The 21,308-nt window shown below is 69.9% G+C and carries 24 protein-coding genes; 14 read left to right on the top strand and 10 right to left on the bottom strand.

What is annotated here, in order from left to right:
* Nucleotides 1-4: 4 nt before the first annotated feature.
* The gene (locus DS843_RS11950; RefSeq protein WP_149469097.1) at nucleotides 5-1,939 is read right to left on the bottom strand and encodes an ATP-binding protein; all 1,935 of its coding nucleotides are present in this window, start codon (nucleotides 1,937-1,939) and stop codon (nucleotides 5-7) included.
* 183 nt (nucleotides 1,940-2,122) lie between these two features.
* Between DS843_RS11950 and DS843_RS11945 the strand changes: the two genes are divergently transcribed.
* The 6 genes from DS843_RS11945 to DS843_RS11920 all read left to right on the top strand — a co-directional run bounded on the left by DS843_RS11945 (nucleotide 2,123) and on the right by DS843_RS11920 (nucleotide 7,314).
* A complete protein-coding gene (locus DS843_RS11945) occupies nucleotides 2,123-2,548 on the top strand; it encodes a YqaA family protein (RefSeq protein ID WP_149469096.1) in 426 nt (141 codons plus the stop codon).
* A gap of 18 nt (nucleotides 2,549-2,566) precedes the next feature.
* The gene (locus DS843_RS11940; protein WP_149469095.1) at nucleotides 2,567-3,058 is read left to right on the top strand and encodes a YbaN family protein; all 492 of its coding nucleotides are present in this window, start codon (nucleotides 2,567-2,569) and stop codon (nucleotides 3,056-3,058) included.
* Between the two features lie 184 nt (nucleotides 3,059-3,242).
* Nucleotides 3,243-4,703 carry a cytochrome c oxidase accessory protein CcoG gene (gene ccoG, locus DS843_RS11935; protein ID WP_149469094.1) on the top strand — a complete coding sequence of 487 codons (1,461 nt, stop codon included), beginning with the start codon at nucleotides 3,243-3,245 and terminating at the stop codon, nucleotides 4,701-4,703.
* A 43-nt stretch (nucleotides 4,704-4,746) separates the two neighbouring features.
* A complete protein-coding gene (mog, locus tag DS843_RS11930) occupies nucleotides 4,747-5,286 on the top strand; it encodes a molybdopterin adenylyltransferase (protein ID WP_149469093.1) in 540 nt (179 codons plus the stop codon).
* Nucleotides 5,287-5,415: 129 nt separating this feature from the next.
* Nucleotides 5,416-5,982: a hypothetical protein gene (locus tag DS843_RS11925; protein ID WP_149469092.1), complete on the top strand. Its 567-nt coding sequence runs from the start codon at nucleotides 5,416-5,418 to the stop codon at nucleotides 5,980-5,982.
* A 123-nt stretch (nucleotides 5,983-6,105) separates the two neighbouring features.
* A complete protein-coding gene (locus DS843_RS11920) occupies nucleotides 6,106-7,314 on the top strand; it encodes an NnrS family protein (RefSeq protein WP_149469091.1) in 1,209 nt (402 codons plus the stop codon).
* Here DS843_RS11920 and DS843_RS11915 read toward each other — a convergent pair.
* Nucleotides 7,266-8,024, bottom strand: coding sequence for an HAD family hydrolase (locus DS843_RS11915; protein ID WP_149469090.1), 759 nt, complete (start codon nucleotides 8,022-8,024; stop codon nucleotides 7,266-7,268). The two genes, DS843_RS11920 and DS843_RS11915, sit on opposite strands and share 49 nt — an antisense overlap.
* Before the next feature lie 167 nt (nucleotides 8,025-8,191).
* On the opposite strand from DS843_RS11915, the gene DS843_RS31160 reads away from it, so the two are divergent.
* The 4 genes from DS843_RS31160 to DS843_RS11900 all read left to right on the top strand — a co-directional run bounded on the left by DS843_RS31160 (nucleotide 8,192) and on the right by DS843_RS11900 (nucleotide 10,062).
* Nucleotides 8,192-8,332 carry a hypothetical protein gene (locus tag DS843_RS31160; RefSeq protein WP_167525274.1) on the top strand — a complete coding sequence of 47 codons (141 nt, stop codon included), beginning with the start codon at nucleotides 8,192-8,194 and terminating at the stop codon, nucleotides 8,330-8,332.
* 91 nt (nucleotides 8,333-8,423) lie between these two features.
* Entirely contained in the window at nucleotides 8,424-8,678 is a 255-nt protein-coding gene (locus DS843_RS11910) for a type II toxin-antitoxin system VapB family antitoxin (RefSeq protein ID WP_149469089.1), read from the top strand.
* A complete protein-coding gene (locus tag DS843_RS11905) occupies nucleotides 8,675-9,076 on the top strand; it encodes a type II toxin-antitoxin system VapC family toxin (protein WP_149469088.1) in 402 nt (133 codons plus the stop codon). The genes DS843_RS11910 and DS843_RS11905 overlap by 4 nt, the downstream gene beginning before the upstream one ends.
* A gap of 134 nt (nucleotides 9,077-9,210) precedes the next feature.
* Complete coding sequence (locus tag DS843_RS11900; RefSeq protein WP_149469087.1) at nucleotides 9,211-10,062, top strand: class I SAM-dependent methyltransferase; 852 nt, start codon at nucleotides 9,211-9,213, stop codon at nucleotides 10,060-10,062.
* Here the strand turns inward: DS843_RS11900 and DS843_RS11895 are convergent.
* From DS843_RS11895 to DS843_RS11880, 4 genes are all read right to left on the bottom strand, one after another.
* Nucleotides 10,034-11,029 carry a threonine ammonia-lyase gene (locus DS843_RS11895; RefSeq protein WP_149469086.1) on the bottom strand — a complete coding sequence of 332 codons (996 nt, stop codon included), beginning with the start codon at nucleotides 11,027-11,029 and terminating at the stop codon, nucleotides 10,034-10,036. The two genes, DS843_RS11900 and DS843_RS11895, sit on opposite strands and share 29 nt — an antisense overlap.
* Before the next feature lie 3 nt (nucleotides 11,030-11,032).
* Nucleotides 11,033-11,818, bottom strand: a complete 786-nt coding sequence (locus tag DS843_RS11890; protein ID WP_167525273.1) for an SDR family oxidoreductase — start codon at nucleotides 11,816-11,818, stop codon at nucleotides 11,033-11,035.
* A 6-nt stretch (nucleotides 11,819-11,824) separates the two neighbouring features.
* The gene (locus DS843_RS11885) at nucleotides 11,825-12,691 is read right to left on the bottom strand and encodes an NAD(P)-dependent oxidoreductase (protein WP_149469085.1); all 867 of its coding nucleotides are present in this window, start codon (nucleotides 12,689-12,691) and stop codon (nucleotides 11,825-11,827) included.
* Nucleotides 12,692-12,797: 106 nt separating this feature from the next.
* Nucleotides 12,798-13,916 carry an NnrS family protein gene (locus DS843_RS11880; RefSeq protein ID WP_149469084.1) on the bottom strand — a complete coding sequence of 373 codons (1,119 nt, stop codon included), beginning with the start codon at nucleotides 13,914-13,916 and terminating at the stop codon, nucleotides 12,798-12,800.
* Nucleotides 13,917-14,123: 207 nt separating this feature from the next.
* On the opposite strand from DS843_RS11880, the gene rpe reads away from it, so the two are divergent.
* Nucleotides 14,124-14,780, top strand: coding sequence for a ribulose-phosphate 3-epimerase (gene rpe / locus DS843_RS11875; RefSeq protein ID WP_149469083.1), 657 nt, complete (start codon nucleotides 14,124-14,126; stop codon nucleotides 14,778-14,780).
* 142 nt (nucleotides 14,781-14,922) lie between these two features.
* Nucleotides 14,923-15,180 (top strand): GlsB/YeaQ/YmgE family stress response membrane protein, encoded by a 258-nt coding sequence (locus DS843_RS11870; RefSeq protein WP_149469082.1) that lies wholly within the window; start codon nucleotides 14,923-14,925, stop codon nucleotides 15,178-15,180.
* Nucleotides 15,181-15,263: 83 nt separating this feature from the next.
* Here DS843_RS11870 and DS843_RS11865 read toward each other — a convergent pair whose 3' ends face one another.
* From DS843_RS11865 to DS843_RS11855, 3 genes are all read right to left on the bottom strand, one after another.
* Nucleotides 15,264-16,043, bottom strand: coding sequence for a response regulator (locus DS843_RS11865; RefSeq protein ID WP_149469081.1), 780 nt, complete (start codon nucleotides 16,041-16,043; stop codon nucleotides 15,264-15,266).
* Nucleotides 16,044-16,246: 203 nt separating this feature from the next.
* Nucleotides 16,247-16,759, bottom strand: coding sequence for a thermonuclease family protein (locus DS843_RS11860; RefSeq protein ID WP_286192063.1), 513 nt, complete (start codon nucleotides 16,757-16,759; stop codon nucleotides 16,247-16,249).
* A 16-nt stretch (nucleotides 16,760-16,775) separates the two neighbouring features.
* Nucleotides 16,776-17,504: an SOS response-associated peptidase gene (locus DS843_RS11855; protein WP_149469080.1), complete on the bottom strand. Its 729-nt coding sequence runs from the start codon at nucleotides 17,502-17,504 to the stop codon at nucleotides 16,776-16,778.
* 153 nt (nucleotides 17,505-17,657) lie between these two features.
* Here DS843_RS11855 and DS843_RS11850 point away from each other — a divergent pair, with 153 nt between their 5' ends.
* Together DS843_RS11850 and DS843_RS11845 are read left to right on the top strand one after the other, a co-directional pair.
* Nucleotides 17,658-19,976 (top strand): xanthine dehydrogenase family protein molybdopterin-binding subunit, encoded by a 2,319-nt coding sequence (locus tag DS843_RS11850; RefSeq protein ID WP_149469079.1) that lies wholly within the window; start codon nucleotides 17,658-17,660, stop codon nucleotides 19,974-19,976.
* A 138-nt stretch (nucleotides 19,977-20,114) separates the two neighbouring features.
* Nucleotides 20,115-20,912 (top strand): EAL domain-containing protein, encoded by a 798-nt coding sequence (locus tag DS843_RS11845; protein ID WP_475849097.1) that lies wholly within the window; start codon nucleotides 20,115-20,117, stop codon nucleotides 20,910-20,912.
* 1 nt (nucleotide 20,913) lies between these two features.
* Here the strand turns inward: DS843_RS11845 and DS843_RS11840 are convergent, their stop codons facing one another.
* Nucleotides 20,914-21,177, bottom strand: coding sequence for a hypothetical protein (locus DS843_RS11840; protein ID WP_149469078.1), 264 nt, complete (start codon nucleotides 21,175-21,177; stop codon nucleotides 20,914-20,916).
* Nucleotides 21,178-21,308 lie beyond the last annotated feature (131 nt).

The raw sequence follows: 21,308 nt of genomic DNA, 5'->3' as shown, positions 1-21,308 counted from the left end.
GCGGTCAGGCCGGCGGCGCGTCCGCCGGCACGACGCGCGGAAAGCGCAGGGTGAAGGCCGTGCCGCGGCCCGGCCCGCTGTCCAGCGCGATGCGGCCCTTCAGCTTGCGTGTGGCGATGTTGTAGACGATGTTCAGCCCCAGCCCGCTGCCGCCGGTCCCCCGGCTGGTGGTGAAGAAGGGCTCGAACACCTTGCCGTGCAGCTCGCGCGGGATGCCCCGCCCGTCGTCGGCATAGACCAGTTCCACCTCGTCGTCCCCCACCGCGCGCACGGCGACGCGCAGCGCTCCCCGCTGCCCCGGCGCGTAGCCGTGGGCGATGGAGTTCATGACGAAGTTGGTCAGCACCTGGCTCAGCGCGCCCGGATAACCGTCGACGACCAGATCGGCCGGACAGTCCACCACCACCGTGTGGGCCGCCCGCTTGATTCGGACCCCCAGGCTGCGCAGGACCTCGTCGATGTAGCCGCCCAGCTCGAAGACGCGGCGCTCCTCGCTCGCCTGATCGACGGCGATCTGCTTGAAGCTCTGGATGAGCTGGGCGGCGCGGTCGATGTTCAGGAGCATCAGGTGCGCCGCCTCCCCCGCCGTGTCGAGAAAGTCGGCGAAGTCGGGCTTGCGGAGCGTTCCCCCCTCGAAATCGCGCCGGATGCCGCGGGTCCGCTCCGCCATCAGCGAGGCGCCGGTCAGGGCGATGCCGATGGGCGTGTTGATCTCGTGCGCCACCCCCGCCACCAGGGACCCCAACGCCGCCATCTTCTCCGACTGGATCAGGTGGGCCTGCGCCTCCTTCAGGTCGCGGAGCGCGCCTTCCGCCTCCTTCCGCGCGGCGTGGGCGCGCTCCTCCGCGCAGGCCCGCTCGGTCACGTCGGTGTAGGTGACGACGAAGCCGCCGTCCGGCAGCGGCCGGGTCAGGCACTCCACCACCTGCCCGTCGGAGCGGGTGCATTCCCACGACCGCTCCGACAGTGCCGGGCGGGACGGGAGAGGCTCCGTCGCGGGACACCCGCTTCCCGGCCCGAAGGCCAGCCCCTCTCCGACGCGCAAGGCGATGGCGGCGTAGGGCGTGTGGTAGCGCAGGAATTCCGGCTCCAGCCCCAGAAGCTCCGCCGCCCGCACGTTCCAGGCGACGAGGCGCAGCCCCCGGTCGAAGGCCATCACGCCCTGGCCCAGCCCGTTCAGAACGGCCCTGGTCTGGTCCCATTGGACCTCCAGCGCCTGTTCGGTGCGCTTGCGGGCGGAGATGTCGCTGATGCAGGCCAGCATGGCGTCCGCGCCCTGGAAGCGGAACAGCCGGGCGGACACCATCGCCCACAGGTCGCTGCCGTCGGGCCGGCGCAGCCGGGTCTCGAATCCGTCCACGCAACCCGCCCCGTCGCGCAGGGCGGCGAGCAGCCGGTCCCGCTCCGCCGGATCGGCGTAATAGGACTTGGCGAAGCTGCACCCCACGACGCCATCGAGCGGCACCTCGAACAGCAGGCCGGCGGGCTGGTTGACCGCCATCACCAGACCGTCGGCCAGCCGCGTCACCACCAGGGGAACGGCGATGGCCTGCATGATCTGCCGCTCCGCCTCCCCAGCCCGGTCGCCCAGCAGATCCTCCAGCCCGACGAACGAGGTCTCCGGCGCAGGCGCCGAAACGGCGCCATTGGCGGCGCCATCGGGGGCGCCATCGGGGGCAAGAGTCAGCACAAGTTCGCCGTCCTCGCCCTCCGCGGGGATCAGCACCGCACGCCCTCCGCCCGGCGGAGCCGCGAGCGTCATGGACTGCCCGGCGCGCAGGCGGTCCGCCGCCCCGGCGATGGCGCCGCTCGGCAGGGCCGCCGCCAGAAGGGAGCCGAGGCTGTCCCCCGCACGCACGCCCAGGCGCTCCCGAAAAGCGGCGTTCGCCCAAAGCAGGCGCCCACCGGCATCGAAGCGGGCAAGCCCGGCAGCGGCCATCCGCGAGCACTCCCTTCCGTCACCCCCGGCGGCGCCCTTGGCGAGGGGCCGGTCCGAGCGTCCTCCATCGACACGACCTGAATCTACACCAGTTCGCTGCGGCTGCACATGGCGCCTCCCGCATTCCGTTCCCCGCCCCCATGTTCTAGCCTTCGCTCACCCCCGGAAAGGACCGACCGCCGCATGTCCGAGTTTGCCGCTTACGGCGGGCTGTTCCTGACCGCGTTCCTGGCCGCGACCATCTTCCCGGCCCAATCGGAAATCCTGCTGGCCGGCATGCACGCCACCGGCAACTACGATCATGTGGCGCTGCTGCTGTTCGCGACGGCGGGCAACGTGCTGGGATCGGTGGTCAACTGGGCGCTCGGGCGTTACCTGATGCATTTCCAGGACCGCCGCTGGTTCCCCGTCCCGCGCGCCATGGTGGCGCGGGCCACGCGCTGGTACCAGCGTTTCGGAGTCTGGTCGCTGCTGCTGGCCTGGATGCCCTTCATCGGCGACCCGCTGACCCTGGTGGCGGGCATCCTGCGGGTGGACATCCGCCTGTTCCTGCTGCTCGTCACGGCGGGCAAGGCCGCCCGCTACGCGGTGCTGGTCCTGGCCATCTGAGAGGCCTACATTCACCCCATGGACGACCAGACCGCCAATCCGGAAGGCTCGACCGCCGGCACCTCCCCTCTGCGGCGCCGGCTGTGGCTGGCGCTGGGCTACGCCGCGCTCGGGCTGGGGATCGCCGGTACGGTGCTGCCTCTTCTGCCGACCACCCCCTTCCTTCTCCTGGCCGCCGGGGCCTTCGCGAAGAGCAGCCCGGCGCTGCGCGACCGTCTGTACCGGGACCCGCGCTTCGGGCCGCTGCTGCGCGACTGGCAGGCGCAGGGGGCGATCCCGCGCAAGGCCAAGGCGGCGGCGCTGATCGGCATGAGCGTGAGTTGGGCCATCGTGGTGCTGACCGCCAGCGGGCCGCTGGTTCCCATCCTGGCCGGGGCCTGCATGGCCGCGGTGGCCGCCTACATCGTCACCCGCCCGTCCCCGTCCGGCCCGGCTTCCGAGGAAGAGGAGCCCGACGTCGTGGCCGCGGAGGACGGGGGAAACGTTTCCGCATTGCGAAACGAGGCTTGAGCCGGCCGGCCAAGAGACGTATTACAGCGCCACAATCCGGCCGGTCACCGGCGCAACGGAAAATCCTTTTTGTCTCTGGGGATTTTCCGAATCCGCACACTTCTTGATCACGATCAAGGGGCGCTCGGGTCCCGTCCGCTATGGTCCGGTCTTGCGTCCCTATCCGGAGCCCAAGGCAGACGATATGCCCGACGGAAGCGCTGTCACGCCTGAGAAGATCCAGTTCTTCGAAAGCCAGAAGAAAATCCACCCGAAGGCCGTCTCCGGGCGCTACCGGCGCTGGAAGACCATCCTGACCTGGGTGCTTCTGGCGGTCTTCTTCATCGCCCCCTGGATTCGCTGGGAACGCGGCCCCGACGCGCCGGCCCAGGCGGTTCTGCTCGACCTGACGACGCCGCGCTTCTTCGTCTTCTGGATCGAGATCTGGCCGCAGGAGATCTACTACCTCACCGGCGTTCTGATCGTCTCGGCGCTGGGGCTGTTCCTGGCGACGGCGCTGGCCGGGCGCGTGTGGTGCGGCTTCACCTGCCCCCAGACGGTCTGGACCGACCTGTTCGTCTGGATCGAGCGCGCCTTCGAAGGCGACCGGGCGGAGCGCATCCGCATGGACAAGGCCCCCTGGACCGCGAAGAAGGTTCTGCGCAAGACCGGGAAGCACGCCGGCTGGCTGGCCCTGTCGGTCGTCACCGGCTTCGGCTTCGTCGCCTACTTCACCGACGCGCCGCGGCTGGCCGCCGATCTCCTGACCTTCGACGCGACCTACGAGGCGGCGGGCTTCTTCGCCCTGTTCGCTGGCATGACCTACGTCATGGCCGGCTGGACGCGCGAGCAGATGTGCTACTACATGTGCCCGTGGCCGCGCATCCAGACCGCGATGCTGGACGAGCACAGCCTCGTCGTCACCTACGACACGCTGCGCGGCGACACCCGCGGCCCGAAGCGCAAGTCGCAGAACTGGGACGAGCGCCGGGCCAAGGGCTTCGGCGACTGCATCGACTGCGGCCAGTGCGTGCAGGTCTGCCCCGTCGGCGTCGACATCCGCACGGGCGAGCAGGCTGACTGCATCAACTGCGGCCTGTGCGCCGACGCCTGCGACAGCATCATGGTCTCGCAGAACCTGCCGAAGGGCCTGATCCGCTTCGACAGCCTGGCCGCCCAGGAGACCCGCGCCCAGGGCAAGACCTACCAGTGGCGGCTGATCCGCCCGCGCACCATCGTCTACGGCCTGCTGATGCTGGTCATCACCGGCGCCATGGCCTGGAGCTACGCGCTGCGCCCCCGGCTGGACATCGCCGTGCAGCGCGACCGCGCGCCGCTCTTCGTCACGCTTCAGGACGGCACCATCCGCAACGCCTACACCTTCAAGGTCTCCAACAAGACCCGGCAGGACCGCTCCTACGCGCTGGTCGCCAACGGCATCGCCGGGGCCGAGGTGAAGGTGGTGGGCGAGAGCGAGCAGGACAGCGGCAGCGCGAGCAGCCACATCTCCGCCTCTCCGGACAGCGTGGCGACATACCGCGTCTACGTCACGGTTCCGCGCGACTCCGTGCCGGAAACCTCCACCCCGGTCACCTTCGAGCTGACCGACACGAACAACGGCGACCGGGACAGCTACAGGAGCGTGTTCCTGGGGCCGGGCAACTAGACACCGCCAGCGCCCCCCTGAGCATCGCCGAGGACCGCCGCCCATGACCTCTCCGAACCCCGCCCGCATCGGCATCGTCACCGTGTCCGACCGGGCCAGCCGGGGCATCTACGAGGACAAGGGCGGTCCGGCCATCCGGGAAGAGCTGGAGCGCATCGTCGCCTCCCCATGGGAACCGGTGGTCCGCGTCATCCCCGACGACCTCGACGGCATCGCCGCCACGCTGATCGAGCTGGCCGACCGGGAGGGCTGCGGTCTGATCGTCACCACCGGCGGCACCGGCCCCGCCCCGCGGGACGTGACGCCGGAGGCGACGGAGCGGGTTTGCGAAAAGATGATGCCCGGCTTCGGGGAGCTGATGCGGTCGGTCAGCCTGACCGTGGTGCCGACCGCCATCCTGTCGCGCCAGACCGCGGGAATCCGGGGCTCCAGCCTGATCGTGAACCTTCCGGGCAAGCCTTCGGCCATTCACGACTGCCTGATGGCGGTCTTCCCGGCAATTCCGTATTGCCTCGATCTGATCGGCGCGGCGCGCATCGACACCGACCCATTGGTCTGCAAGGCGTTCCGCCCGAAGTCCTGAGCTTTTGCCTATACCCTTTTTGCGCGTGCGGAGAGGAATACCATACGCATGGCCATGTTGCCTTGCGGGAACCCGTGCTCACCTTTTTCGTTCGAGGGGAGCGGGGTCCCCGATCAAGGTGAGCCAGCCATGCTGTTCGATTTCGAGCCTTCGGGCATCAACGACACCTATCTGCGCCTGACCCGGCGCGGCGTTTCCTGCATCGTCGCACCGGCGGGGGCGTGGAACGGACTGCTTCGGGTCAACTACATCGTCGCCGGATCGCCCGGCGGCGCCGATCCGCACATGATCTACCGCTGCCTGGACATCGGGTGGGACGACGGGCGCTTCTGCTGGAAGGGCCGCGCCGCGCCGGTGATGACCACGTCGGCCATGGTGGACATCCTGCTGGAGCGCGGGCTCGTCACCAACGGCGAGGCGGAACGGCTGCTGTTCGGCATCAACAGCCCGGCGTCGGGCGGTTCGTCGGACGAAACGCTGATTGCCCGCGCCATGCTGCTGGGCTGCACCTTCTCGCCCATCTACGACGACACGCCGCTGTCCAGCGGGCCGCCACGCGTGACGGGCTTCGCCCTGCGCACGCTGGCCGATCCCGGCGCCTTCGTCCTCGCGGCCCGCGACGGGCTGCCCATCCTGGACGGTCCGGCCCGCGACGCGCTGAAGCGTTTGATGGCCGAGAACGGCATCACGGTCTGACGGCGCTTTTCTCCGGCATTTTCTCCGGCGCGGCGGGTTCTGTTTGACGGCGGTCAAAGAAGGGGGACCGCCCCCGGCGCAGTGTGACGGCATGACCGATGCCTCCAACGCGCGGGAAACGCCATGACCAGTTCCGTTGCCGACCGACCGGACCGTCCTCCGGTCCCCCTGATCTTCGCCTACGGGTTCCGGCCCTTCTTTCTGCTGTCCGGCCTCGCCGCGCCCGTTCTGCTGGCCGCCTGGATCGCCGTGCTGGCGACGGGGTCCTGGCCGGACGGCGCCGTCCCGGCGGCGTCCTGGCACGCGCACGAGATGCTGTTCGCCTTCGTCATCGCCGCCGTGGCCGGCTTCCTGCTGACCGCGGTGCCGAGCTGGACGGGAACGAAGGCCCTGTCCGGCCTGCCGCTCGCCGGGCTGACCGGGCTGTGGCTGGCCGGGCGGCTGGCCCTGCTGCCCTTCCTGGGTGTGCCTCTGCCCGTTGCGGCCATCCTCGACCTCGCCTTCCTGCCGGCGCTCGGCGTCGCGCTGGCCGGGCCGCTGGTGGCGGCGGGCAAGATCCGCAACACCGCCTTTCTCGTCCTGCTTGGCCTGCTGACCGCCGCCAACCTGCTGTTCCACCTGGACTGGCTGGGTGTGCTGTCCGGCGGCACCGCTCTGGGCGAGACGCTGGCCATCGGCGTGGTCCTGATGATGGTTGCGGTGATCGGCGGGCGCATCGTCCCGGCCTTCACCCGCAACGCGCTGCGCCTGCGCGGGCTGGACGGCACCGTCGTCTCCCGCCCCTGGGTTGAGAAGGTGACCCTCGTCTCCACGCTGCTGATGATCCCCGCCGACCTTGCCCTGCCGGGCAGCGTCGCCGCCGGCCTGCTGGCGCTCGTCGCGGCTCTGGCCCATGCAGTGCGGCTGGCGGGATGGCAGCCGGCGAAGACACTGGACCAGCCGATCCTCTGGGTGCTGCATCTCGGCTACGCCTGGGTGCCGGCGGCGCTGGCGTTGAAGGCCGCGCATCTGCTGGGCGCGGGCATCGATGCCTCCGCCTGGGTCCATGCCCTGACGGCGGGCGCCTTCGCCACCATGATCGTGGCGGTGATGACCCGCGCCTCGCTCGGCCACACCGGGCGGATGCTGGTGGTGACCCGCCCGACCGTGGCCGCCTATGTCCTGCTGACCGCCGCGGCGCTGCTGCGGGTGCTGGCGCCCGAACTGCCGGGCGGCCTCTACTGGATGGCCCTGGAAGGCGCCGGTGCGGCCTGGATCGCGGCCTTCGCCTGCTACCTGTACGTCTATGCCCCCATCCTGCTGGCTCCGCGGGCCGACGGCCGCCCCGGCTGAGACCCACCAGACTGAGAAAGGCCCATCGCACGTGGACTGCGTTTCCCGATGAGGCTGGAGGCGAAGCGGCGCTGGAGGTCTTCCGGATCACGGAAGATCTCCGCGCAGCCGGCCCGGCGCAGGTCCTGCTCCGCGAAGCCGCCGCACAGCACGCCCACCACCGTCAGCCCGGCCCGCCCGGCGGCCTTCGCGTCCCAGGGGCTGTCGCCCACCACCACCGCCGCCTCCGCCGGCAGTCCCAGCTTTTCCAGCGCCGCCTCGAAGATGTCCGGATGGGGCTTCGACCGCTCCGCGTCGTCGGACGAGGTCTCCACATCCACCAGATCGCCGATCTCCGCCGCGCGCTTGTAGTGCTCCAACTCGTCCCCCTTGGCCGAGGAGGCGAGCGCGATGCGCAGCCCCTCGGCGTGCAGATGCTGGAACAGGCCGCGCACCCGGCGGAAGCCGCGGACCTTCGGCATGTATTTGCGGGCGAACAGCTCGTGCCGGAAATGGTCCAGATCGTCCTCGACGCGGGCCAGATCCTTTTCGGGCACGAAGACGGGCATCAACTGGTCGCCGCCCTTGCCGATCTGCGAGCGCACCGCGTCGAATTCCGCGTGGTAGCCGAAATGCCGGATCGCCTCCACCCAGGCGTGGGCGTGCAGATCCACCGAGTCGACCAGCGTGCCGTCCACATCGAAGATGACGGCCCTCAGAACGCCGCTCATCGCAGCCTCCTCACCATGGTTTGCGGGTGCCATTGGGGGTATTCCCCTTCGAACAGACGGCGCGGAGCGGCGTTCCGGAGGAAGGATTCAGGCGCGATGGAATCTGTCACATGAACCCGGCATAGCTGTTGTCCGTTCAAGTTCCAAACAGACCGGGACGAACGGATATGCCGACCACGTTGAAGAACTACGCCGCCCTCATCGGCCGCGCCCGCGACGCCGTCCAGCGCTTCAGCCGCCGCCGCGCCCGCCGCACCCCGATGGAGCACCTCGACCTCGGGCTGTTCCAGAGCGACATCCGGTTGTGAAGCGGTGAGGGACCAGCGCTCGGCCCACGTTGAGCGCTCGGGCGCCCGGTGGTAGAAATGCCGTTTACCGGCGCCGGGGAGGGACCCGCACATGGGACTGACCATCAAGGACGAGGAAGCGCAACGGCTGGCGGAACAACTCGCCGCCCTGACCGGCGAGAGCATGTCCACCGTCGTCACCCAGGCGCTTCGCGAACGCCTCGACCGGCTGCGCAGCGAGCAGAGCACTGGCTTGGCCGATCGTTTGCTGGACATCGGACGTGAATGCGCGCCCCGCCTGAAGGAACCCTACCGCTCTGCCGACCACGGTGATCTTCTGTACGACGACAAGGGGCTGCCACGATGATCGTGGACACGTCAGCCCTGGTTGCGATCCTACGCAGCGAACCGGATGCGGCGGATTATGCGTTCGCCATTGAGAAGGCCCCGATACACCGTATCTCGGCAGCCAATTTTCTGGAAACGGCCATCGTCATCGACGGAAGCCGCAATGACGTTGCGAGCAGCAGTTTCGACAAGCTGGTCAGCGTTGCCGGGCTCATCATCGAACCGGTGACCGAGGAGCAGGCGCGGACGGCGCGGGACGCCTATCGCCGTTTCGGGCGTGGCAGCGGACACCCGGCCAAGCTCAATTACGGTGATTGCTTCGCCTACGCCCTATCGAAAGCCACCAATGAACCGTTGTTGTTCAAAGGGAAGGATTTTCCCCACACCGACATCGTGCCGGCGCTGCCTTCTCCCTAAGAGGCGCCACCTTCGCGCCACCGATCCCGCTCCGCCATAGGACTCCCCCTCCGTCCTAGGCGGCCAAGCTGAATGTTTCCGCCGGAACCGGCGCGCTATCGTCGCGCGGTCCATCCAGCGGAGCGCCAGCGTCAATGACCGCCAGTTTCGAGGAACGGTACTTCTCCGGAGCCGCCGTCTACGGCGACGATTTCGACGCGGACCGGATCGCCGACTGGTACGGCGTCGACACCCGGGACCCGGCGCGGGGCTTCGCCCGCAGCGCGCCCGACCGGCCCGGCTACCGTTACGAATACCACGCGCTGAACCACCGGCACGCCTTCCGCTTTCTGGCCGGGCGGCGCTTCCGGCAGGCGCTGGCCTTCGGCTGCGCGGCGGGCGACGACGTGGCGCCCATTGCCGGGCAGGTGGAGCGCTTCCTGGCCGTGGAACCCATCGAGCGCTTCTGGCGGACCGACATCGCCGGCACTCCCGCCGAGTACCGCCGCCCCACGCTGGGCGGGCGGATCGACTGCGCGGACGGGGCCAACGACCTGACGGTCTGTCTTCACACGCTGCACCACATCCCGAACGCGGGCGCGCTGCTGGCGGAGTTCGCGCGCGTCACCGCCCCCGGCGGGCTGTTCATCCTGCGCGAGCCGATCAGCACCATGGGCGACTGGCGCCGTCCCCGCCGCGGCCTGACCGCGAACGAGCGCGGTTTTCCCGTCCAATGGCTGGAGGAGCGCTTCGCCCGGCTGGGCTTCACGGTGCGGCAGCGCCGCTTCTGCTCCTTCCCGCTGACGGAGCGGCTGGGGCCGCTGCTGGGCGTCCGCCTGCCCTACGGCAATCCGCTGCTGGTGCGGCTGGACGAGGCGGCCTGCGCGCTGACGCGGTGGAACATCGCCTACCACCGCGATTCGCTCCGCCGGAAGTTCGCCCCCGGCGCCGTCTATTACGTGCTGGAGCGCGACGCCGTCACGAACCCGCCGCCAGCGCATCCGTGAAGGTCGCAGGATCGACGTTGCCGCCGCTCAGCACCACCACGACCGTGCGCCCCGCCGCGGGAAGCTTGCCCGTCAGCAGGGCGGCCAGCCCCACCGCCCCGCCCGGCTCCACCACCAGCTTCAGAACGGTGAAGGCGTAGGCCATGGCGGCCTTCACCTCGGCGTCGGTGACGGCGAGGCTTCCGGACAGAAGCTCCTTCATCACCGGAAAGGTCAGCGCGCCCGGCGTCGGGGTCAGCAGCGCGTCGCAGATGGAGCTTTGCCCGGCGGCGTTCTCCACCCGCTCCCCCGCGGCCAGCGAGCGCGCCACGTCGTCGAAGCCCGCCGGCTCCGCCGCCCAGAGCCGGGTGTCGGGAAAGGCGTGGCGGACCGCGGTGGCGACTCCGGACATCAGGCCGCCGCCGCTGCACGGAGCGATCACGTCGTCCGGCACCGCGCCGATGGCCTGCGCCTGGGCCGCAATCTCCAGCCCGACCGTGCCCTGCCCGGCCATGATCTGCGGGTGGTCGTAGGGCGGCACGATGGCGGCCCCCCGCTCCTCCGCGATGACCTTGGCGATGGCCTCGCGGCTTTCGGTCCAGCGGTCGTAGAGCACCACCTCGGCGCCGTAGCCGCGGGTGTTGGCGATCTTCAGGGCCGGGGCATCGCTGGGCATGACGATGACGGCGGGCATGCCGAGAAGCGCCGCCGCCGCGGCCACCCCTTGGGCGTGGTTGCCCGACGACCAGGCGACCACGCCGCCCCGGCGCTCCTCCGGCGTCAGTTGCGACAGGCGGTTGAAGGCGCCGCGGAACTTGAAGGAGCCGCTGCGCTGAAGCACTTCCGGCTTGAGCAGCACGCGCCCGCCGGCCCGCTCGTTCAGCAGGGCGTTCTCCAGCAGCGGCGTGCGGACGGCGAAGCCCTCAAGCCGCCCGGCGGCCTCGACGATGTCCTGATGGCCGATGGCGAAGCGGTTCGACGCGGGCATGGCTCAGCGGCCTCCGGATACGTTGAGAAGGGCGCCGGTCACGTAGGACGCGGCGTCGGACAGCAGCCACAGCACGGTCTCGGCCACCTCGTCCGCCGTCCCCGCACGACCGGCGGGCGGGATCAAAGCGGGGTTGTCCAGCCGGTTGCCGACGCCGGGGATCACCTGGATGTCGGTGTCGATCAGGCCGGGCCGCACGCAGTTCACGCGGATGCCGTCCTTCGCCACCTCGCGGGCGAGGCCGACGGTCAGGCTGTCCACCGCGCCCTTGCTGGCGGCGTAGCCCACATACTCGTTGGGCGAACCCAGAACGGCGGCGATGGAGCCAACGTTGACGATGCCGCCGCCCTTCCCCCCATGGCGGGTGGACATGCGGCGCACCGCCTCCCGCGCGCAGAGGACGGCGCCGGTCACGTTGATGTCCAGCATGCGGCGCAGTTCGTCCGGCGCGGCCTCGTCGAGCCGCCCGTAGGGGCCGATGATGCCGGCGTTGTTGACCAGCCCGGCGGTGGGGCCGAAGCGGTCCTCCGCCGCGTCGAACAGGGCGCGGATGTCGTCTTCCCGCGCGGCGTCGCCCTTCACGGCCTGGGCCTGCCCGCCGGCCTCGCGGATCGCCGCCAGCGTGGCCTCCGCCGCCCCGGCGTTGCCGATGTAGGAGAAGGTGACGGCATAGCCGCGCTGCGCCGCCATCCGGGCGACGGCCGCCCCGATGCCCCGGCCGCCGCCGGTGACGATCAGGGACTTCAAGGCCAGGGACTTCAAGGCCAGGGACTTCAATGCAGATGACATGATGCTTCAGCCCTCCTGGGGGTTGCCGGCCAGCCTGTCGAAAACCCGGACAAGCGCGCCGTCGCTCTCCCGTCCCATTCCCGCCGCGGCGGCCATCATGAAGAGTTGCAGGGCGGAGGCGGCCAGCGGGGTCGGGACGGTCATGCGCCGGGCCGCGTCCATGACGTTGCCCAGATCCGTCCCGACGATCCCCAACGGCCTTTGGGAGGGGATGTGGAAGGGACCGGCGGCGAGGATTTCGGACAGCCGTTGCGGATCGACTCCGGCGCGGACGCCGAAGGCCGTGGCCTCCGCCACCGCGGCGGCGTGAATTCCGGTCAGCATCTGCTCCACGGCCTTCACGGCGGAGCCCTGGCCATGCTCCGTGCCCACGCGGTGCAGCGTGCCCGACGCGGCGGCGATCAGGTCCTCCGCCCGCGCGAAGGCGTCCTCCGGCCCGGAGGCCATGACCACCATGCGCCCCTCCGCGGCCCGCACCGGCCCGCCGCCGACCGGCGCGTCGAGCATCGGCAGGTCCCGCTCGGCCAGACGGCGCCCGATCGCGGCGGCCATGTCCGGCGGGATGCTGGTGGATTGAACGACCACACCGCCCTTGGGCAGGGTGCCGGCCACGCCCTCCGCGCCGAACAGCACCTCCTCCACCTGCTCCGCCGTGGCGACCAGGACGATCACGCGGTTCACCCGGCGCCCGACGTCGGCGGGCGAACCCGCCGCCTCTCCGCCATGGGTGACGAGGCTCATGCATCGGGCGGCGTCCAGGTCGCAGCCGACGACACGGAAGCCGGCGCGGAGCAGCGACAGCGCCACCCCCATCCCCATGGAGCCGAGCCCGATGACACCCGCGCTGCGGGCCGGTTCCGCGCCGTCGCTCATGATCCCCCCTTGCGGACATGGCCCTTCGAGTTGGCCGTTTCGTCGAGTGTCGAAGCTGCGGCGGGAACCGTCAAGCCGTGGTTGCAGCCCCGCATGGCGGAAGGGTTCAGGCCCGTATCCGCTTCGGCACGCGCAGAAGCACCCACAGCACCAGCAAATGCGCCGCTGCCCAGGCCAGCGCCGCGGCAGGCATCAGCCAGTCCGGCGCCGTGCTGGCGGCGGCGACCCGCAGCGCGGCGGACAATCCGACCAGGGCAATGGCGGCGGTGGCGGGCCGGGAGAAGTCCGGGGGCAGCGCCTCCCGCTGCAAGGTCGCGCGCACCATCATGGAGGCGGCGAGCGTGCCCAGCGCGCCCGCCCCGATCACATGCCAGCCGGCACCGCCGGTCAGCGGGGCCAGCCGCTCGACACCCAGAAACAGCCAGCCGAGGCCGAGCCAGCCATAGCCCAGATGCAGGCTCCACAGGTCCGGGCGCTTCAGCACCGCGTCCGTCCGCCAGCGCGCCAGCCGCGCCCAGGCGGTCACCCCGGCCAGCGCCGCGCCCGCCGCCCCGATCCAGGCCAGCGGCCCAAAAGAGTCCCCGGCGGCCATGGTCAGGGCGGCAAGAACCGCCCCGCCGACGCCCGCCCATTCCAGGCGGGGCTGCACGCGCTCCACCAGAGTTCCGCCCTGCCGGCGCAGTTCGCCCGCCGTGGCGGACGGAATGATTCGCCCGCCCATCACCAGCATCAGAATGCCGACGAGATGAAGCGCGAACAGCGCGCCCGTCCGTCCGCCGTCACCGCCCCACCAGACCAGGGACTCGGCCAGGGCGAAGGCTCCGATCACCGGACCGAAGAGGATGTTGTGGCCGCTCTTGGCCGCGCGCAGGAAGGGCACCCCGGCCACCACGAACAGCACCACCGGATAGACCAGCGCCACCGGCGCCGCGACCTCCGGCGGAAGGCCGCCCAGCACCGCCAGGCGTCCCGCCAGCCACGCGGCGAAGGCGATGGACAGCGCCGCCCCGGACGGGCGCGTCAGCAGGAAGCCGCCGACCACCGCCAGCGCGTAGCCCATCAGCATCTCGTGCGCGTGCAGCGCCGGGGTCCAGCCGATGCCGAGCCAGCCGAAATAGCCGGCCACCCACAGCGGCACGCTCAACGCCCCGTAGAGCGCGGCGGCGGGAAAGAACAGGCGGTGCCCCCAGGGACGCTGGGGAGCGGGCGGTGCGAAGGCTTTCATGACGGGTCCGGTCGCGGTGATCCGCGAGCATAACCGGACCGGCGCCCCATATCTCCCATCGAGGGAGAAGGGCTTTCAAGCGATTGCCCTATGGGATGGGCGAGAGGGGGTTGGGACGGCGGGTGAGCCATGTTATGGGAAGGCGGCTTTTCCCACCGCCCTGTTTCCACCACCCTGCCCCGCCCCGTTCACGTCGAGGATTTCGCCATGCGCCCGGTCAAGATCGCCCCGTCCATCCTCTCCGCCGATTTCGCCCGGCTGGGCGAGGAAGTGCGCGCCGTCGACACGGCGGGCGCCGACTACATCCACATCGACGTGATGGACGGCCATTTCGTGCCCAACATCACCATCGGCCCGGCGGTGGTGAAGGCGCTGCGCCCGCACACGGCGAAGCCCTTCGACGTGCATCTGATGATCTCCCCGGTGGACACCTACATCGCCGCCTTCGCGGATGCCGGCGCCGACATCATCACCGTCCACCCGGAAGCCGGCCCGCACGTCCACCGCACGATCCAGCTCATCAAGTCGCTGGGCAAGAAGGCCGGCCTGTCGCTGAACCCGGCCACCCCGCTGGAGGCCGTGGACTATCTTCTGGAAGACCTGGACCTCGTTCTGGTCATGACCGTCAACCCCGGCTTCGGCGGGCAGAGCTTCATCGCCAGCCAGCTTCCCAAGATCCACGAGCTGCGCCGCCGCATCGACGCGCTGGGCAAGCCCATCGACCTCCAGGTGGACGGCGGCATCAACGGCGACACCGCCCGCATCGCCATCGAGGCGGGGGCCGACGTTCTGGTCGCCGGGACGGCCACATTCACGGGCGGGCCGGACCGCTACGCGGCCAACATCCGCTCCCTGCGGGGCTGAGGATCGCCCCTCTCCCTCCCTCCCGGCCGGGCTCCAGGTGGGTTTATCCACAATGGGCTCCTCCTTCGGGCAGAACCAAACGCCGTTTTGGGCGTTAAGGCTGCGTGGGATCGAGGACACCGATACTGGAGGGAGAGAGGTTATGGGTATTCTCTGGACGATCATCATCGGCTTTCTCGCCGGAGTCGTCGCGAAGTTCCTGATGCCGGGCCGCGATCCGGGCGGCTTCATCATCACCACGCTGCTCGGCATCGCGGGTGCCTTCGTCGCCACCTATCTGGGCGAGGCCGTCGGTTGGTACCGGGCGGGCGAAGGGGCCGGCTTCATCGGGGCTATCGTGGGCGCCATCGTCATCCTGGCCATCTACCGCATGATCGCCGGGCGCCGGACCACCGTCTGACGAGACGGTACAAGGCAGCATAAAGAAAGGGGCGGCTCCATTGGGGCCGCCCCTTTACTTTTGTACCGTTACGTCGGATTCCGTCAGGCCAGCGCCACTGGGCTGGGCATGAAGACCGCGCGGGAGATCGCGGCCTGGATCGCCTCGTTGGTGAAGGGCTTGCGGACGATCTGGCCCAGATGGCGGGCATCCGCCTCCTCCAGGTCGCCGTCGAAGGCGGTGACGAAGATGGTCCGCATGGCGCGCTTCTGGCGCAACCGGCGGGCGACCTCCACCCCGCTGCCGCCATCGGCCAGCCGGACGTCCAGCAGGGCCAGGGTCGGCTTCTCGGCCTCCAGCAGTTCCAGGGCCTCCTGCTCGTTGTTGGCGGTGCCGCAGACGACGTGGCCCATGTCGGTGACCAGCGAGCCGATCTCCATCGCCAGGATCGGGTTGTCCTCCACCACCAGCACCCGCTGGGTCAGGGCGTTGCGCACCTTGTCGCGCGCCGTGGTCAGCCGGTCCTGGGCTTCCGGAGCGGAAATCTGGAGCACCTGGGCCGCTTCGGGAACGGTCAGCCCTTCCAGCGTGATGAGCAGATACATGCGCCGTTCCCCCTCCGGCAGGGAGGCCAGCGCCCGTTCGATGGGGTGCGGCGACGGTGCGGGGCGCCCATCCCCGTCGTCGTCGAACAGCAGGTTCAGCAGGGCGTAGAGTGGCACGCGCGCGTCCGATTCCAACCCGAAGCGCGACGGGGCCATCACGGCGACCTCGACGCAGCGCGTCACCAGATCGTCACCGCGTTCGGTCGCTCCGGTCAGCGCGCGCGCGTAGCGGCGCAGGTAAGGGAGATGATCGTAGAGCTGTCGTGCGTAGACTCGCATGACCCGTTCTTCCGCGCCGGTGGGTGGGCCCGCCCGGTTCCGACGCCAGAAGCGCCCACCAGCGGGATCGATTCATGTTTTGTTAACACACTGAAACACTATCACGCCCCCCAAGGAGGGCGAACCGAAAAAAAGCCGAACCCCCCTTCTACCGTTGGCAGACCCCGCATGGGCGAAATCTGCCGATGGACCTAACGCCGGGCCTACCGCGACTGCTCACGCTGCTGACGGGAGCGCCACTGCCAGGGCTTCTCCACCTTGCCCGCCCACAGCCCCAGCCGCCGGCTCTGCGCAAAGGCCTCGCTGGAGGCGTAGGCCGGCGACAGGCTGCGGTAGGCGAAGGCCCAGCCACGGGACACCATGGCCGAACCCAGATCGACGCCGCGCACCCGGCATTCGCCCATCTGTTGCCCGTTGCGGTCCCTTTCGGCGATGGTGCAGGTCACCTCCTGGTCCTTGATCAGGCTCGCCAGCACCGCGGTGGCGATGCGGAAACAGTCAAGCTCGTGCCCATAACGGTTCCGGCATTTCTGCCCCACATCGGGCGCGTCGATCCCCATGAGACGAACCGGCGCGCCCTTGACGGTCAGCAGATCGCCCTCCACGGCGACACCCTGCCCTTTTACCGTTTCATTGGGGGTGTTGGCGACCTTGCCTTTGGTCGTCCCGCCCTGGGCATACGCCACCCCGGTCGAACCAATGATGAGCAGCGCCACCAAGAGGCTGCGCCCGTCAAAACAGGGTCGGCGCATCGTCGGTCGGCGAATCGTCGGTCGACGAATCGTCGGTCGGCGCGTCGTCGAAGGGAGCCGCGCATACCGCGTCGTCGTTGCGCACGTTGTTCACCCGCGGCCCCACCGGATACGCCTCCAGCAGCGCGTCGGGCGCCGGCTTCAGAAGCCCCTCCAGGACGGGAAGCGGAGCGGCGGAGTCCAGCCACAGGTCCCAATTCGTCTCGTCCAGGATCACCGGCATGCGGTCGTGCAACGGCTTCAGCACCGCGTTGGCCGTGGTGGTGACGATGGTCAGGCTTTCCAGGGGTTCGACCAGGGCGGGGCCTCCCTTCGGGCCGTTCCAGCGCTCCCACAAGCCGGCGAAGGCGAAGGGCGCGCGGTCGCGGCGGCGGATGGCGTAGCCCTGCTTGCGCTTGCCCTCCGCCTTCCATTCATAGAACCCGTCCACGGGGACGAGGCAGCGCCGCTTGCGGAACGCCTCCCGGAAGGACGGCTTTTCAGCCAGCGTCTCCGCCCGCGCGTTGATCAACCGCGCGCCGATGGACGGGTCGTCCGCCCAGAAGGGCACGAGGCCCCAGCGCAGGGTCACCAGATGGCGCCCGTCCTCCTCCCGCCGCACGGCGGGCACCGGCTGGGTGGGGGCCACGTTCCAGCGGGGCTTGAGGTTCGGAAGCTCGGGGAAACCGAACAGCCGCTGAACCTCCGCGACCGGCGTGGCGAGTATCATGCGTCCGCACATGCTCTTAGAATAGGTGGCGCGGCGCCTCCACGCCACCGCCGGCGTACGACCAACCGAGGCTTTTCGCCGGCCAAGGCTCCGCCTATCTTTTCCCCGTGTCTCCGCGCCACAGGCCCGCATCACAGGAAAGGCCCCCGCCCCATGATGAAGTTCGGCATCGGCCAGCCGGTCCCCCGCACCGAAGACGCGCGCCTGCTGACGGGCGGCGGGCGCTACACCGACGACGTGTCGCTTCCCGGCCAGAGCCACGCGGTGTTCGTGCGCTCCCCCCACGCCCACGCCGACATCCGCGGCATCGACATCGCGGAGGCGGCGGCGCAGCCGGGCGTCCTGGGGGTCTTCACCGTCGCCGACCTGGAGGCCGAGGGCATCAGGCCGATCCCCTGCGCCGCGGCGCTGACTCAGCGCGACGGCTCCCCTTACGTCGCCCCGCCCCGCCCGGCGCTGGCGAAGGGGCGCGTGCGCCATGTCGGCGACCCGGTCGCCGTGGTGGTGGCAGAGACTCCGGAGGCCGCGCGCGACGCGGCGGAGCTGGTGATGGTCGATTACGACGACCGCCCCGCCGTCACCGGCACGGCGGACGCGCTGGAGCCGGACCGCCCGCAGGTGTGGGACGAGGCGCCGGGCAACCTCTGCTTCGACTGGGACCAGGGCGACGAGCCGGCGGTCGAGGCGGCGCTCGCCGGGGCCGCCCGCGTCGTGGAACTGGAGATCGTCAACAACCGCGTCGTCGCCAACCCGATGGAGGGCCGCGCCTGCCTCGCCGCGGTGGAGCCGGAGACCGGGCGGCTGGTCATCTACGTCACCAGCCAGGGCGTGCATGGCCTGCGCAAGCAGTTCGCCCAGCTCTTCGGTTTGCCGGAGGAGAGGTTCCGCGTCGTCACCACGGACGTCGGCGGCGGCTTCGGCATGAAGCTGTTCAACTACCCGGAATACATGGTCTGCCTGTTCGCCGCGCGCCGCCTGAACCGGCCCGTGAAATGGACGGCGGAGCGGACGGAGGGCTTCCTCAGCGACGACCACGGGCGCGACCATGTCAGCCGCGCCCGGCTGGCGCTGGACGGCGACGGGCGCTTCCTGGGGCTGCGGGTGGACACGGTGGCCAATCTGGGGGCCTACCTGTCGAATTACGGCCCCTTCATCCCGACCGACGCCGGGTCGGCGATGCTCGTCGGCTCCTACACCACGCCGGCGGTTTATGTGCGGGTGAAGGGCGTCTTCACCAACACCCAGCCGGTGGACGCCTACCGCGGCGCCGGGCGTCCGGAAGCGGCCTATCTGCTGGAACGGCTGATCGACCATGCCGGGCGCGTCACCGGCCTCGGCCCGGCGGAGATCCGGCGGCGCAACTTCATCCCCCCCGACGCCATGCCCTACGCCACACCGATGGGCCAGACCTACGACACCGGCGAGTTCGAGCGGAACCTGCGCGACGGGCTGGAACTGGCCGATTACACCGGCCTGCCCGCCCGCAAGGCGGCGGCGAAGGCCCGCGGGAAGCTGCGCGGGGCGGGCATCGCCACCTACATCGAAGCCTGCGCGGGCGGCGGCGCGGAGCAGGCGACCGTCCAGGTCAACGGCGACGGGCGCATCGTCCTGATGATCGGCACCCAGACCAACGGCCAGGGGCACGAGACCGCCTACAAGCAGATCATCGCCGACCGGCTGGGCGTCCCGCCGGAGGATGTGGAGGTCGTGCAGGGCGACACCGACCGGGTGTCCTGGGGGGCGGGCACCGGCGGCTCCCGCTCCGTCCCGGTGGGCGGGGCGGCTCTGGCGGAAGGTGCGGCGCGGGTGGTGACCAAGGCGACCGACGTCGCCGCCGACCTGCTGGAGACCGCCGCTGTGGACGTGGAGTTCCGCGAGGGCCGCTTCGCCGTCGTCGGCACCGACCGCAGCGTCTCCTTCAAGGAGGTTGCCGCCAAGGCCGCGGCAGAGGGTCCTGTCGCCTTCACGGAGGTGGCCCGCTGGACCCCGCCGGCCAACACCTTCCCCAACGGCTGCCATGTGGCGGAGGTGGAGGTCGATCCCGAGACCGGCGTGGTCGAGGTGGTCGGCTACACCGTCGTGGACGATTTCGGGACGGTGGTGAACCCCCTGCTGGTCATGGGACAGGTCCATGGCGGGGTCGCCCAGGGCATCGGGCAGGCGCTTCAGGAACGGGTGGTCTTCGACCCGGACAGCGGGCAGCTTCTCAGCGGGTCCTTCATGGACTACCAGATGCCGCGCGCCGTGGACGTGCCGGACATCCGCATCAAGCTGAACTGCGTGCCCAGCACCACCAACGCGCTGGGCATGAAGGGCGCCGGCGAGGCCGGGGCCATCGGCGCGCCGCCCGCGGTCATCAACGCGCTGGTGGACGCGCTGTCCGACTACGGCATCGACCATGTCGACATGCCGGCAACCCCACTGTCCGTCTGGTCTTTGATCCAGTCCCATAATAGACTTGCGGCGGAGTGACGGGACCTTTGGAAAGAATGGTCATAGGCCCCTCGCCAAGGCGATGTCACACCTTGCGTTGCAAACATTTGAGACAATATCAGCATTATTGAGAGTCTGAAATAGAAGCGCTTTCAGAATCCCCCCAGAGACACCGCAATGAAAGAAACGGGCATGACGGCGGAGCGGAACAGGATCGGCGGGTGCGGCGGACAGTGCGCCAATGGTTTGGGCTTCGACTTCACCATGGCCTTCCAGCCCATCGTCGATGTCGGCACGGGGCGGCCCTGGGCGCATGAGGCGCTGGTGCGCGGCACGGCGGGCCAGGGCGCCGGCTGGGTGCTGCAACAGGTGACGGAAGACAACCGCTACGCCTTCGACCAGGCCTGCCGCATCAAGGCCATCGAACTGGCCGCCGGGCTCGGGCTCGGGCAGACCGGCGCCCGGCTGTCGATCAACTTCCTTCCCAACGCCGTCTACCAGCCCGAAGCCTGCATCCGCGCCACGCTCGCCGCCGCCTCCCGCACCGGCTTCCCGCCGGAGCGCATCATCTTCGAGGTGACCGAGAACGAGCGGGTGGTGGACGGCGCTCATCTGAAGGCGATCTTCACGGAGTACAAGCGCCAGGGCTTCCACACCGCCATCGACGATTTCGGGTCCGGCTATTCGGGCCTCAACCTGCTGGCCGAATTCCAGCCGGACATCATCAAGCTGGACATGGAGCTGACCCGCGCCATCGACGGCGACCGCGCCCGGCGCAGCATCGTCGGCGCCATTCTGACCGTGTGCCGCGACCTGGGCATCACCCCGGTGGCGGAGGGCATCGAGACGGCGGGCGAGGCGCAGGCGCTGCGCGATCTGGGCATCACGCTGATGCAGGGCTACCTGTTCGCCCGTCCGGCTCTGGAAGCGCTGGTGGCGGAGCCCGCGATGGAGTTCGGGCTGGTGGGGGCGTGAGTTACAGCATCCGCTGAGGTCGGACCGCCCGCGTCTTGGGGGCGTAGCGGCCTTTCTGTTGGGTGGCCAGGGTCAGCGCCTCGTGAGCGATCAAGCGGCGGTAGTCGCGGTCCACCCGCGAGAACATGGCGAAGGCGAACTTCACCGCGTCCGGCGTGGGGGTCGCGGCGGCCTCGCGCAGGGCATTGCGGAGCATGCGCAACTCCAGCACGCCTTTCACGCAGATGCGCTCGACCGCCTGCGCCAGAATGTCGATCGAGCACAAGGACGCTTCGTCCTCCAGTCGGTACTGCACCGCTCACCCGCATGAAGAAACTGACACGGACCGGCGGGGTTCTAGCTGGGGTTTGCGGCGAATGCCAGTTTTTCGGCGGGGTGGTCGTGGGGAATGGTGGG

Source organism: Roseomonas genomospecies 6 (assembly GCF_008365375.1).
Lineage (GTDB): Bacteria > Pseudomonadota > Alphaproteobacteria > Azospirillales > Azospirillaceae > Azospirillum.
The sequence above is the reverse complement of the archived record's forward strand: the minus strand, read 5'-3'. Positions and strand labels throughout refer to the sequence as shown.

Coding starts and splice junctions, on each gene's coding strand:
- DS843_RS11950 (WP_149469097.1), bottom strand. CDS start 1,939: ATGGCCGCTGCCGGGCTTGCCCGCTTCGATGCCGGTGGGCGCCTGCTT.
- DS843_RS11945 (WP_149469096.1), top strand. CDS start 2,123: ATGTCCGAGTTTGCCGCTTACGGCGGGCTGTTCCTGACCGCGTTCCTG.
- DS843_RS11940 (WP_149469095.1), top strand. CDS start 2,567: ATGGACGACCAGACCGCCAATCCGGAAGGCTCGACCGCCGGCACCTCC.
- ccoG (WP_149469094.1), top strand. CDS start 3,243: ATGCCCGACGGAAGCGCTGTCACGCCTGAGAAGATCCAGTTCTTCGAA.
- mog (WP_149469093.1), top strand. CDS start 4,747: ATGACCTCTCCGAACCCCGCCCGCATCGGCATCGTCACCGTGTCCGAC.
- DS843_RS11925 (WP_149469092.1), top strand. CDS start 5,416: ATGCTGTTCGATTTCGAGCCTTCGGGCATCAACGACACCTATCTGCGC.
- DS843_RS11920 (WP_149469091.1), top strand. CDS start 6,106: ATGACCAGTTCCGTTGCCGACCGACCGGACCGTCCTCCGGTCCCCCTG.
- DS843_RS11915 (WP_149469090.1), bottom strand. CDS start 8,024: ATGAGCGGCGTTCTGAGGGCCGTCATCTTCGATGTGGACGGCACGCTG.
- DS843_RS31160 (WP_167525274.1), top strand. CDS start 8,192: ATGCCGACCACGTTGAAGAACTACGCCGCCCTCATCGGCCGCGCCCGC.
- DS843_RS11910 (WP_149469089.1), top strand. CDS start 8,424: ATGGGACTGACCATCAAGGACGAGGAAGCGCAACGGCTGGCGGAACAA.
- DS843_RS11905 (WP_149469088.1), top strand. CDS start 8,675: ATGATCGTGGACACGTCAGCCCTGGTTGCGATCCTACGCAGCGAACCG.
- DS843_RS11900 (WP_149469087.1), top strand. CDS start 9,211: ATGACCGCCAGTTTCGAGGAACGGTACTTCTCCGGAGCCGCCGTCTAC.
- DS843_RS11895 (WP_149469086.1), bottom strand. CDS start 11,029: ATGCCCGCGTCGAACCGCTTCGCCATCGGCCATCAGGACATCGTCGAG.
- DS843_RS11890 (WP_167525273.1), bottom strand. CDS start 11,818: ATGTCATCTGCATTGAAGTCCCTGGCCTTGAAGTCCCTGGCCTTGAAG.
- DS843_RS11885 (WP_149469085.1), bottom strand. CDS start 12,691: ATGAGCGACGGCGCGGAACCGGCCCGCAGCGCGGGTGTCATCGGGCTC.
- DS843_RS11880 (WP_149469084.1), bottom strand. CDS start 13,916: ATGAAAGCCTTCGCACCGCCCGCTCCCCAGCGTCCCTGGGGGCACCGC.
- rpe (WP_149469083.1), top strand. CDS start 14,124: ATGCGCCCGGTCAAGATCGCCCCGTCCATCCTCTCCGCCGATTTCGCC.
- DS843_RS11870 (WP_149469082.1), top strand. CDS start 14,923: ATGGGTATTCTCTGGACGATCATCATCGGCTTTCTCGCCGGAGTCGTC.
- DS843_RS11865 (WP_149469081.1), bottom strand. CDS start 16,043: ATGCGAGTCTACGCACGACAGCTCTACGATCATCTCCCTTACCTGCGC.
- DS843_RS11855 (WP_149469080.1), bottom strand. CDS start 17,504: ATGATACTCGCCACGCCGGTCGCGGAGGTTCAGCGGCTGTTCGGTTTC.
- DS843_RS11850 (WP_149469079.1), top strand. CDS start 17,658: ATGATGAAGTTCGGCATCGGCCAGCCGGTCCCCCGCACCGAAGACGCG.
- DS843_RS11845 (WP_475849097.1), top strand. CDS start 20,115: ATGAAAGAAACGGGCATGACGGCGGAGCGGAACAGGATCGGCGGGTGC.